General features: G+C 65.7%; 9 protein-coding genes and 1 tRNA gene. 7 read left to right on the forward strand and 3 right to left on the reverse strand.

Translation table 11 applies throughout. The annotated features are described in order from the left end of the window. Positions 1-61 precede the first annotated feature (61 nt). A complete protein-coding gene (locus CSQ87_RS00985; RefSeq protein ID WP_240541743.1) occupies positions 62-307 on the forward strand; it encodes a YbdD/YjiX family protein in 246 nt (81 codons plus the stop codon). Positions 308-692: 385 nt separating this feature from the next. On the opposite strand, the gene CSQ87_RS00990 is transcribed toward CSQ87_RS00985, so the two are convergent. Next, positions 693-766: transfer RNA gene (locus CSQ87_RS00990), tRNA-Val, on the reverse strand. 174 nt (positions 767-940) lie between these two features. Here CSQ87_RS00990 and CSQ87_RS10975 point away from each other — a divergent pair. The 6 genes from CSQ87_RS10975 (at position 941) to CSQ87_RS01020 (ending at position 8,852) form a co-directional block, all read left to right on the forward strand. Then, positions 941-2,788, forward strand: coding sequence for a DivIVA domain-containing protein (locus CSQ87_RS10975; protein ID WP_207761066.1), 1,848 nt, complete (start codon positions 941-943; stop codon positions 2,786-2,788). Between the two features lie 35 nt (positions 2,789-2,823). Further along, the gene (gene dxr, locus CSQ87_RS01000) at positions 2,824-4,026 is read left to right on the forward strand and encodes a 1-deoxy-D-xylulose-5-phosphate reductoisomerase (protein ID WP_100512213.1); all 1,203 of its coding nucleotides are present in this window, start codon (positions 2,824-2,826) and stop codon (positions 4,024-4,026) included. Positions 4,027-4,072: 46 nt separating this feature from the next. Beyond that, on the forward strand, positions 4,073-5,311 hold the full coding sequence (gene ispG, locus CSQ87_RS01005; protein ID WP_100512214.1) for a flavodoxin-dependent (E)-4-hydroxy-3-methylbut-2-enyl-diphosphate synthase: 1,239 nt from the start codon (positions 4,073-4,075) through the stop codon (positions 5,309-5,311). A gap of 89 nt (positions 5,312-5,400) precedes the next feature. After that, the gene (locus CSQ87_RS01010) at positions 5,401-7,137 is read left to right on the forward strand and encodes an alpha/beta hydrolase family protein (RefSeq protein WP_100511999.1); all 1,737 of its coding nucleotides are present in this window, start codon (positions 5,401-5,403) and stop codon (positions 7,135-7,137) included. Positions 7,138-7,168: 31 nt separating this feature from the next. Further along, entirely contained in the window at positions 7,169-8,056 is an 888-nt protein-coding gene (recO, locus tag CSQ87_RS01015) for a DNA repair protein RecO (RefSeq protein ID WP_100512001.1), read from the forward strand. Between the two features lie 4 nt (positions 8,057-8,060). Continuing rightward, positions 8,061-8,852, forward strand: coding sequence for an isoprenyl transferase (locus tag CSQ87_RS01020; protein WP_100512002.1), 792 nt, complete (start codon positions 8,061-8,063; stop codon positions 8,850-8,852). A 90-nt stretch (positions 8,853-8,942) separates the two neighbouring features. Here CSQ87_RS01020 and CSQ87_RS01025 read toward each other — a convergent pair whose 3' ends face one another. Then, positions 8,943-10,511, reverse strand: coding sequence for a glycoside hydrolase family 32 protein (locus CSQ87_RS01025; RefSeq protein ID WP_100512004.1), 1,569 nt, complete (start codon positions 10,509-10,511; stop codon positions 8,943-8,945). A 121-nt stretch (positions 10,512-10,632) separates the two neighbouring features. Then, positions 10,633-11,724 carry a LacI family DNA-binding transcriptional regulator gene (locus CSQ87_RS01030; protein ID WP_100512006.1) on the reverse strand — a complete coding sequence of 364 codons (1,092 nt, stop codon included), beginning with the start codon at positions 11,722-11,724 and terminating at the stop codon, positions 10,633-10,635. Positions 11,725-11,734: the final 10 nt, after the last annotated feature.

The following is an 11,734-nucleotide window of genomic DNA, read 5'->3' on the forward strand; positions in this document are numbered from 1 at the left end:
GTATGGGCATGGATGGTGTCGGCGTGATATCCGGCATGACTGGAAGGAAGAGGTAGCGAAGATGACGGCGATGGAGAAGACGCCCGGCATGCGGATGGGGCGTGTCCGGCACGCGGCCGAGGAGATCGGCGAGGCATGGGGCCGGTTCCGTGAGTTCTGGAGGGATCTGACCGGCGAGAACGCGTATGACCGGTATGTGGAGCGCCATCGGCGTCAGCATCCCGATCACGAACCGATGAGCGAACGGGAGTTCTGGCGCGCCCGCGACGACTTCCACGAAACCCACCAGTCCACCGGCTGCTGCTGACTGGCCGTGAAACAACCGGAGTCGCCCGCTGCCGGTCTGGCTGATCGTCTGATTGGCTGGTTGGCGGGGCTGTCTGCATGCCGGGCTGGTTGGGGATCATGCTCCCGCCGGCGGGGCAGAGGTCCGTCCCCACGGGCTTTCGTTGTTATCCTGAACTGTCTGTCCAGAGATCGGGCGGTGCGGTGTCCGATCGTAGGCTGGGAGCCAGCTCGCTGGCTCCGGGGCCGAACGGCCTTGAGTGCGTCGGACGCCGTGTCTCCCGGCCGACCACTTCCTATGGTTGGACCGAAGCGTCTTGGAACACGGTGGGTACATTGTGGGCACGGAGATGCCGAAGCACGGCGAAAGTGGCTGGAGTCAGCGGAATTCCAACGAAAATGAAAAGTGGGCAATAAGGGACTCGAACCCCTGACATCCACCGTGTAAAGGTGGCGCTCTAACCAACTGAGCTAATTGCCCGACAAAACTCAAACATCATACCATGAGACCATGGCCGGTCAAGGGCGACCGTGTGCAAGTCTCGTGGCGTTTTGCTTTTGGCCGACGGAATCTGCCGCATTTGACCGAACGATCGCGTAAGGTGACTGTGTAGTTATCGGATTGGGTCCCTCGGCGGCCAAGGAGGTTGGTTCTATGGCACAGCAGCCCGTTTCTGAGCGCGCAGGCGCTTCGCTTGCCCGCGCCGGCAAACGTAAGTGGGGATACGACGTGGCGCAGGTCGATTCGTTCCTCGAGCGGGCGCATCATCTGTATGAGGACGACGAGCCGAAAATGACCCAGGAGGACATTCAGAACGTCTCCTTCGCGTTGGAGAAGGATGGGTACGTCATCTCGCAGGTCGATGCGGCGCTGAACCGTCTGGAGAAGGCCGTGGTCGACAAGCAGACCCAATGGGACGTGAACGCCTTCGGCCGGGTGGCATGGAGGGCGGCCACCGAGCGGCTCGCGCACAGCCTGTATCCGCGTGCCGAGCGTCCGGTGAAGGAACGGTTCGCGGATGGGCAGGACAAGAAGCCTTCATACGATCGCAAGCAGGTGGATCGTCTGGTCGATCAGCTGGTGGGCAAGATCCGGCGCGATCTGGGGGAGAGCGACGGACAGCTCAGCGACGCGCAGCGCAAGGCCGATGCCGAGCTGAGCTCCACGCAGGTCGCCAACATCATCTTCACGCAGCGCACCGGCAAGAAGGGCTATGCCGAACGGCAGGTCGACGCCTATCTCAATCGTGCGGTGCAGGTGCTGTCCCGTCTCGAATCATTCGCCAGACTGGAAGGCCCGCTGACGCAGGTCGCCGCCCACGCCGACGACGATGACGTCGACGCGGAGTCGGCGTCCGCGACCTCGGCCGCCGGTATGGCAGTCGGCTCCTCCGAGGAATCCGTTGCGGAGCAGACCATGACTCCGCCGGCCGCGCCGAGTCGTTCGGCGGTGAATCCTTCGGTCGCGAGCGACGACGATCAGGCCGCGGGTTCCGGCCCGGACCCCGTCACTGTGCCGCCGGCCGCCCGACGTCGTACCGTCTCCTCGCGTCATGACAAGTCCTTCTATGATCTGCGCAAGGCGGAGAGCGAGATCTTCAGCGGATCCTCGGCCTCCGCGGTGGCGGGCCCGGCCGCGGCGGTCAGCGGCTCGCTGGCGGGTCTGGTCAACGCGGCCTCCCCGCAGGAGAAGGCTTCCGCGGACGATGTACACGACGTGCAGTCCCAGTCCCGGTCTTCGGACCCGTCGTCGGCGTCCGCCCACGCCCAGTCCCAGCCGACCATGATCATCGAGACCACGCCGAAGGAATCCCATGCCGTGCCGGCTCCGCATCCGCAGGCCGTGGTCTCGGAACGGACCGCGGTCCCGGAGCAGCCCACGGCCACGGCGCAGTCTGTGGTCCCGTCGCAGACCGCGGTCCCGGAGCAATCCGCCGCGGCGAAGCCGGAGATCTCGACTTCGATTCCGCGTTTCGCCCCCGCCCCCCGTTCCCCGAGGACGGACTCCGGCGCGCATCTGCCGCGTCACGCACGGACCGCGTCCGAATCCGGCGGCGTCAACGACGTCGCCATCGACAGCTGGGCCGTGGATTTCGCCGAGTCGGCTCCGCGGCACGGCTCCCATGACGCCGCTTCGTCCAACCGCGCTTCGTCCAACCGCGCTTCGTCCGGCTATGCTTCGTCCGAGTCTCCCGCGCATGAGGAGGCCCGGCACGCCGGCGGTGCGAACGGCACCGCGAATCCGACGCCCCACACGGCCGAGACCCCGTCCTCACCTTCCGCACCGTCCTCGCATGCCGGATCGACCAACGGAGCCTCGGTGTTCGAGGCCAAGGACGAGGCCGACGATTACTTCGCCGCCCTGCTGGACACCAGCTCCATGCCGGCGGTGGACTTCCACATCCCCAATCTCACCTTCCCCTCGGCGGATGATGATTTCAGCGCCGGTCTCGGCGAGCGCGGCAGACACGGCAAGCACGACAAGGACGATACCCAGGCATGATCAATAAGGGCATGATCGACAAGGACATGAACGATATGAACGACGAGACGACGTGGCGGCGTACGGTCGTCATCCTCGGTTCCACCGGTTCCATCGGCACGCAGGGATTGGACGTGATCGCCCGTCATCCCGAACGGTTCGAGGTCATCGGTCTCGCCGCGGGCGGCGCGCACGTCGAGCTGCTGGCCGAACAGGCCGTCAGGTTCCATGTGCGCAATGTCGCGGTGTTCCACGAGGAGGCCGCACAGCCGTTGCGGCAGGCCCTCGAGGCGGCCGGGGCGAAGGACGTCGAGGTCTCCTGCGGGGCGCGGTCCATCGACGACATGGCCGCCATGGGCGCCGATGTGGTGCTCAACGGCATCACCGGCTCCATCGGCCTGAATCCCTCCATCGCCGCATTGCATGCGGGATCCCAGCTGGCGCTGGCCAACAAGGAATCGGTGGTGGCCGGCGGTCACCTGCTGTTCGACGCCCAGGTGCGTCCCGGTCAGATCAACCCGGTCGATTCGGAGCATTCCGCCATCTGGCAGTCCCTGCGTTCGGGAACCCACGGCGAGGTCTCCCGTCTCGTGGTCACCGCGTCCGGCGGGCCGTTCCGCGGCCGCACCCGTGCCGAACTGACCGACGTCACGCCTGAGCAGGCCCTGCACCATCCCACGTGGAACATGGGCCCGGTGGTGACGATCAACTCGTCCACGCTGATGAACAAGGGTCTTGAGGTCATCGAGGCCAGCCGGCTGTTCGACATCGAACCGGCCCGCATCGCCGTCACCGTGCACCCCCAGTCCATCGTGCATTCGATGGTCGAATTCCGCGACGGCGCCACCATTGCACAGGCCTCGCCGCCGGACATGCGCCTGCCGATCGCGCTGGGACTGTCCGCCCCCGACCGTCTGCCGAACGTAGCTGCGGCATGCGATTGGACGAAGGCCGCGCAATGGACGTTCGAGCCGCTGGACGACGAGGCGTTCCCCGCGGTGTCGCTGGCCCGGCACTGCCTGACCGCCTCCGAGAAGCATACCGCCGTGCTCAACGCCGCCAACGAGCAGGCCGTGCACGCCTTCCTCGAACGTCGCCTGCCGTATCTGGGCATCGTCGACACCGTTCGCGCGGTACTCGACGAGATGGACGCCGACTTCCGGTCGGCGCCGCTCTTCGAGTCCGTGGAGGAAATGAATCAAGTCGAGCGAACCGCCCGTCGTCTCGCCGACGATCTGATAGACAACAACCGTGACTGAAATCGTGACTGATCAGACCAACACCGCCATGCACGCATCCACCACCATGCCCGCCGAACCGTCGGACGCCACGTCCGGCGGGGATCGGGCCTTCCGCAAGACCGGTCAGGCCGCCATCAGCGAATCGCCGCTGCATCCGCGACGCAAATCACGCCGCATCATGGTCGGCCCGGTGCCGGTGGGCGGCGGGGCGCCGATCTCGGTGCAGTCCATGACCAACACGCTCACCGCCGACGTGGGCGCCACGCTGCGTCAGATCGGCGAACTCGCGCAGGCCGGCTGCGACATCGTCCGCGTGGCCGTGCCCAGTCAGGACGACGCCGACGCGCTGCCGCAGATCGTCGCCAAGTCGCCGCTGCCGGTGATCGCCGACATCCACTTCCAGAGCAAGTACGTGTTCCAGGCCATCGACGCCGGCTGTGCGGCCGTGCGCGTCAACCCCGGCAACATCCGCAAGTTCGACGAGGTCGGCCCGTCCATCTGCAAGGCGGCCACCGATGCCGGCATCTCCCTGCGCATCGGCGTCAACGCCGGTTCGCTCGACAAGCAGCTGTACGCCAAGTACGGCGGGCCCACCCCCGAGGCGCTGGTCGCTTCGGCGCTCAAGGAGGCCCGCATGTTCGAGGACGTCGGCTTCCACGACTTCAAGATCTCGGTGAAGCACCACGACGTCATCACCATGGTGCAGACCTACCGTCTGCTCGCCTCGAAGGGCGACTGGCCACTGCACCTCGGCGTCACCGAGGCCGGCCCCGCATGGCAGGGCACGATCAAGTCGTGTCTGGCGTTCGGCGCGCTGCTGGCCGAGGGCATCGGCGACACGATCCGCGTTTCGCTCTCCGCCCCTCCCGTCGAAGAGGTGAAGGTCGGGTGCAAGCTGCTCGAATACATGGGGCTGCGTCCCCGCAAGTTCGACATCATCTCCTGCCCCAGCTGCGGCCGTGCGCAGGTCGATGTGATCCAGCTCGCCTCCGCGGTCACCGAAGGCCTCAAGGACGTGACGGCGCCGATCCGCGTGGCCGTGATGGGCTGCATCGTCAACGGCCCCGGCGAGGCGCGTGAAGCCGATCTCGGCGTGGCCTCCGGCAACGGCAAGGGCCAGATCTTCATCAAGGGCAAGGTCATCGAAACCGTCCCCGAGGATCGGATCGTCGATACGCTGCTCAACAAGGCGCTGGAGATTGCCGACCAGATGAAGGCCGACGCCGAACGCGAAGGCACCACGCTCGAGGGCACGTCCCCGGTGGTCGTGCCGATCCAGTCGCCGGGCACGCATCGCCGGTAACACCGGTAACGCCGGTAACGCCGTTCGGTCGCGCGGGCTGTGCCGATCCGGGACCGGCACCGTTCCCGTCCGCGACACCGTGATATAGAATGGCGTGCGTGTCGAAACGCAGGAAACGCAACGGAATCGAGCAGCCGCGATGGAACTGGTCCAAGCGGCTGCTCGTCAGTCTGCCGATCTTCCTGATCCTGATGGGCATCCTCACCTCCGTCTCCCACGCCACCACCGTCGAATGGCATAACGATCCGATCGACCAGACGGTCAACACGCTGGCGTCGGACACGGCGGTCACCTACGCGAATCCGGGCGGCGAACAGCTGCCGAAACGCGGCACGTACAAGGTCGAGACCACCGATACGTGGATCGATCTCAAACGTCCGTCCACCGGCGAGATCCAGCGTGCCCACGTCCTGATCCGCTCGCCGAAGGGTCTTTCGTCGAACCACGGTCTTCCCGCCGCCGTATTCATGCACGGCGCCGGATACGGCACTGCTGACAACTCCTTCGGCGACGTGGCCACGGACCTGAGTTCGGCCGGGTTCGTCACCGCCACGGTCGACAAGCCGGTCTGGTCCACCGGCGACGTCGACCGCGATTATCCGGGATCCGCCCACGCCTACGGTCAGGTGGTGGACTACCTGCGGTCGATGTCCGCCGTGGATCCGGAGAAGGTCGGACTGTACGCAACCTCCGAAAGTACATGGATCTCACCGTATCTGGTCCGCGAGGACGGGCATATCGCTTTCCAGGTGCTGCTGTCGCCGATGGTGTTCTCGCCCCGTCACGCGCTGGGGTTCTTCGTGGCCCAGGATTTCGCGATCGTCGGCGCAAACCCCGGATACCAGTCGATCGTCCGGCGCGTGTTCAGCGTCGACGCCGCACGATTCGGCCTGTACAACCTCGACTTCGATCCGATGGTCGCCGAAGGCTATGCGATTCCGACCTTCGTCGCCTACGGGTCCAAGGACGTGATGACCGCGCAGGTGGACGGCGTACGGCAGATCGAAACCATGGCCCACAGCGTGGGCAACTGGGACGTGACCATCCGCAACTATCCGGTGGCGAATCACGTGCTCAGGCTCGGTGACGAGGCGGAGGAGGGCACGCCGCTGGCCGACCGGTACGAAAACGACTTCGTCGACTGGGCCGTCGGCAAGGTCCGGGGGCTCGAACCCACCGGCGCCTCCATCGCCGGCGCCTCCATCGTCCAGTCGATCGGCGTGCCGACGTATCTCACCGCCCACACGAAAATGACCGTCTACGGGGTGATCATCCATGTCGCGGCGGCCGTCATGCTCATCGTCTCATGGCTGTTCGCCATCACCGCGCTGGTGCGCAAGATCTGGACCATGACGCACGGGGGAGGCCGGGCCATCGGACTGGTACCGGGATTCCAGAGAGTGCTGATCACGATATCCCTCACCACCCAGGCCATGCTGCTCCTGTTCTTCGCCGGCGTCGGCCAGATCATCTGGCGCATGGTGAAACTGATCTGGGGGGCCGCGCCCGAAGCGCCCGGCATGATCTACTGGAGCTGGTACGCCCTGCAGGTGTTCTGCGCCGTCGTGGTGTGGGCGTGGTCGCGGGTGTTCGGCCAGATCCTCGAAGCGGCCTCGCTCAGGGGACTGCTGCGGACCCCGGAGGAATGGCGGGCCGACATCCAGGCGCGCAGACTCACCGGCCGACCGGTGATCCGCATCCGCGGCGTGGACACCGGACCGGTGCTCGCCTCCACCCGATTCGGCGTCGCGTTCTTCGTGATCACCACGCTGGCCATGTTCTGCCTGCTGCTGGTGTTCGCATTCTGGGGACTGTTCATCTACTAGCATCTACGAGACGGACGAAGGAGGCAAGACCATGCCGCTGTACCGTGACGAGGGGCTGGTGCTGCGTACGACGAAGCTCGGCGAGGCCGACGGGATCGTCACGATCCTCACGCGCGACCACGGCAAGGTCCGTGCGGTCGCCAAGGGCGTGCGACGGATGAAGACCCGGTTCGGCGGCCGACTGGAACCGTTCATGCGCGTCGACCTGCTGATCGCCACGGGCCGCAGCCTCGACGTGATCTCGCAGGCCTCCACCGTCAGCGCCTACGCCGACCCCCTCATCGCCGACTACGACCGGTATCTCGCCGCCAACGTGATCGGGGAGACCGCCGACAAGCTGTTCTCGACGCTGGACGAACCATCCCCGGAACAATACCGGCTGGCGGTCGGGGCGATCTCCGCGCTGGCCCGCCACCTGCACGGCGTGCAGGACGTGACCGACTCCTACATGCTGCGATCGCTGGCCCTGGCGGGATGGCGGCCGCGGCTGGACTCCTGCGTGGTCTGCGGCCTGCCGGTGCAGGATCCGGTGTCTGGTCCGGTACTCGGTGACGGGGAGCCAGAGACGGCCTGGTTCCTGTCGATCCCCGCGGGCGGCGTGATGTGCGCCGCCGACCGCACCCCCGAGGCGCGAAGGATCAGCCTGCGGCGCATCGAACGGCTGCGCGCGCTATTGGAAGGCGACTGGAGGGCGCTGGAGCGCTCCTCGGAGAAGCCGGGCCAAACCGGGGCCGGATCCGACGGGGGCAGGCAGGCCGGGGCTAACAGTGCCGTGGCGGTGCCTGCGGCTCCCGGCGCCACGGTCCCCGATGCCGCAGCTTCTGGTGCCGCCGTGCCGGGAATCGTCGACAGAACGGTCGAGGAATGGGCGGAATACTATCTGGAACGGCCGATTCGTTCCGCGCGCCTGTTAGATTAGCGATATGGCTTTTGAACATGTGGACTACAAATCGCTGGACATCCCGGCCGCACCCTTCTCGGACCCCTCCCGCATCCCCGACTTTCCGAAGAACAAGGTGCCCCGCCACGTCGGCGTGATCATGGACGGCAACGGACGCTGGGCACAGCAGCGGGGACTGATCCGCACCGACGGTCATCAGGCCGCGGAGCCCGTGGTGTTCGACACCATCGCCGGCGCCATCGAGGCCGGCGTGCGGTATCTGAGCCTGTACACGTTCTCCACCGAGAACTGGAAGCGCTCGCCGCAGGAGGTGCGGTTCCTGATGGGCTTCAGCCGCGAGATCATCCACCGCCGCGTGGCGCAGATGGACGACTGGGGCGTGCGCGTGCGATGGTCGGGCCGCCGTCCGAAGCTGTGGAAGTCGGTGATCGACGAGCTCGAAGTGGCGATGGAGCGCACGAAGCACAACAAGACCATCGACGTGGTGTTCTGCATCAACTACGGCGGCCGGGCCGAGATCGCCGACGCCTGCGCGGCCATTGCGCAGGAGGTGCGTGACGGGCGGATCAGCGGTGACCGCGTGACCGAGAAGATGATCGCCCAGCATCTGTACAATCCGGACATCCCCGACTGTGATCTGGTGATCCGCACGTCGGGCGAGCAGCGGATGAGCAACTTCCTGCCGTGGGAGGCCGCCTACGCCGAACTCGATTTCGTGCCGGAACTGTTCCCCGACTGCGGCCGCGAGGTCCTGTGGCGTTCCATCGACCACTACATCCACCGCGATCGTCGTTTCGGGGGAGTGAAGCGCTGAGCCTTGCCCATAAACCGCATTGACACTGTCGAAATCGTCGATTTCACTCCGGTATTCCGACGGTTTCAACAGTGTCAATGCGAAATTTCGCTACTCGAGTCCGATGGAGCGCAGCGTGTGCGTGGTCAGCGCCGCGACCGCGAGATCGCCCGACTCGGCGGCGAGCCTTACGGCGCGCGGGCCCTCGGCGGCGTAGCTGTAGGAGCTCATCGCCTGATGACCGTCGTTCACGTAGACCTCCACGGATCCGCGGTCCACGAACACGCGCAGCCTCAGCTCGTCGGCGGCGAGCTCGGCCGGGTCGAGCGGGGCCACACGGTAGCCTCGGTCGCCGTACCTGTTGGCCTGACGGTCCACCACCACGCCGCCGATCTGGTCGTCGTAGGCCACATAGGTGTAGGAGCCGTCCTCGGTGGCGTGGACCCTGATCCCGGCGCGCTCGGCCGTGGTGTGCTTCAGATCGATGGTCATCTCGATCTCAAGCGCCTCGGCATCGTCCGCCACCGTGAACTCACTACCGGAGGCCACGGTGAGGGCGTCGAAGTCCCGGGTGTCCTCGCGCAGACCCTTGATCTCGGCGGCCGGCACCGTATGCACGTCGCCGTCCTCGCCGAGGAACACCTCGCGCGGCAGCGTCAGATGGCCGCACCAGCCGTCCTCCTGCATGGGAACCGGATCGACGAACGGGCTGAGCCAGCCGTACATGATCTGACGGCCGTCGACGTTGTCCGCGGTGTCGCCGGGCGTGGTGTTGAACGACTGCGGCGCGTAGAAGTTATGGCCGCAGTCCCACGGGCGGAACTCGGTCTCGGGCCTGAACTCGCCGCCCGGCTCCCATGTACCGATCATGTAACCGGCGTTGTTGACGTTGCGGTTCATGAAGCCGCTCGGCTTCGAACCCATGGCGGAGAAGCCGATGACCCACTTCTCGTTGCCGTCCTTGTCCCTGACGGGGAAGAAGTCGGGGCATTCGAGCATGAACACGTCCGGGTCGGGGTGCTCGAACAGCACGGTCCTGAACGTCCATTCGACCATGTCGTCGGAGGTGTACAGCCACATCTGGCCGCGCTGCTCGGCGGAGGAGACGCCGAAGGTCATGTACCACACGCCGTTCGTCTTCCACACCTTCGGGTCGCGGAAGTGCCAGTGCACCTTCTCGCGCGGGCAGTCGACGACCATGCCCTTCTTCTCGAAGACGTTCAGCGTGTCGTCGGTCGGTTCGGCGAGCATCTGCACCTGCCATTCGCCGCCGGAGCCGTCGACGCCGTTGGCCCAGCGGTGGCCGGTGTAGTAGAACCTCGGCTTGCCGTCGTCGCCGATCACGGCGGAGCCGGAGAACACGCCGTTCTTCTCCTCCTCGAGGCTGGGGGCGAAGGCGATGGGCTCGCGTCGCCAGGTGATCATGTCGTCGCTGGAGACGTGGCCCCAGTGCATCGGGCCCCACTGGGTGCCGTAGGGGTGCAGCTGGTAGTAGACGTGCCAGCGGCCCTTGTAATAGCAGAGCCCGTTCGGGTCGTTGATCCAGCCGCCGTCGGAGGCGATGTGGAACTTCGGGTACCAGCGGTCGTTGCGTCCGGCGGCCAGCTTGGCCACGCCCTCCTCGGCGGCACGCAGGGCCGAGGTATGGTCGATGAATTCCCTGTTGATGTCACTCGTCATTGAATGCCTTTCTCTACGTCAAACGATTATAGAGGACGACACTCTGACGGCATCTGTCGCGTGTTCGCGTGTCGGCAGGGCCGTTTGGCATGGCCTTTCTACAGGGCCGTTCGGCAGGGCCTCAGCGTGCGGGATCGGCGACCGAATGACGTTCGAGCAGGGTGCAGTGGATCATCGCATTCGTCTCGCTCAGATCGGGCAGGGGCGAACGGGTGCCGGGCAGTGCCGCGTCGTCCGGCGTCCGATGCTCGATGATCGACACCAGCTTGAGTGTGCCCCAATAACCCATCTCATAGTGGGGCAGATCTACGGTGGTCAGTTCCGGGGCCAGGGTGTCGGACACCAGACGGTGGTTGTCCACGCCGACGACGCTCACGTCGCGGCCGATCGTCAGTCCTCGCTGCGCGGCGCACAGATAGACGTACCAGGCGCGCGCGTCGTTGAAGCAGACGAATCCGTCGGGTCGTTTGCGGTCGAACAGATCGCTGACGGCGTCGAGGGCCGGACGATTGAAGGACACCCGGATCATGAGATCGGGGTCGGTTTCGCGGCCCGCCTCATGCAGGGCGTCCAGATACCCCTGTTCGCGCAGCACGTCGGCGGGATACCGGTCGGCGATCACCTGACCGCTGACCTTCGGCAGATCCTCCCCTCCGGCGCCGATGTAGGCGATCGATCGGCATCCCGCCTCGATCAGCCGACGGGTGGCGTCATAGCCGATGCGATGCTCGTCGGGTACGATCGAGGCGAGACGTCCCCGCTTGTCCGTGCCGTCGAGCAGTACGGTGGGCAGCGGCTCCAGACTGTCAGGCGGGTCGACGGCACGGTCGAACATGCAGGCGTAGAGGAATCCGTCCACGTCATACTGCTTCAGCGTGCTGATCTCATGCCGCTCGAGTTCGACGTCCCCGTTCGTGTTGACGGTGAGCAGCATGTATCCCATCGACCGGGCCGCGTCCTGCGCGCCGAGAATCAGCCGCCCCGCATAGGGGGTGGTGGCGATCTCGTCGCTGATGAACCCCAGTATCTTCGTCTTGCTGGTCCTTAGACTTCTGGCCAGCGGATTGGGCCTGTAGCCCAGATCTTCTGCCGTTTTGCGCACTTTCGATGCGATGCCGGGCTTCACGCGTCCGGCATCGCGACCGTTGAGTACCAAAGAGACCGTCGATACCGATACCCCCGTGCGCTCGGCAATCTCCTTCATGGTTGTCATGGTTAACTAT

The sequence above is a fragment of the Bifidobacterium simiarum genome (genome assembly GCF_002802905.1).
GTDB classification, from domain to species: domain Bacteria; phylum Actinomycetota; class Actinomycetes; order Actinomycetales; family Bifidobacteriaceae; genus Galliscardovia; species Galliscardovia simiarum.